Here is a 209-nt window from a genome sequence, read left to right on the forward strand (position 1 = left end):
GCGGTGGTGATCGACACGGCGTGTTCGTCGTCGTTGGTGGCGGTGCATTTGGCATGTCAGAGTTTGCGGCGCCGGGAGACTGATCAGGCGTTGGCCGCCGGCGTGAACCTCAACCTCTCCCCGGAGAATTCGATCGCGTGTTCGCGGTGGGGGATGTTGGCGCCGGATGGGTTGTGTAAGACCTTTGATGCTGCTGCTGATGGGTATGT

General features: G+C 61.2%; 1 protein-coding gene. It reads left to right on the forward strand.

Annotated elements, in window-relative coordinates; translation table 11 throughout:
- Positions 1-209 (forward strand): beta-ketoacyl synthase N-terminal-like domain-containing protein (locus AC3A6P_RS36240; protein ID WP_487697489.1); only part of this gene is annotated, 209 nt, incomplete at both ends.

The organism is Mycobacterium sp. Soil_C_30 (assembly GCF_057656995.1).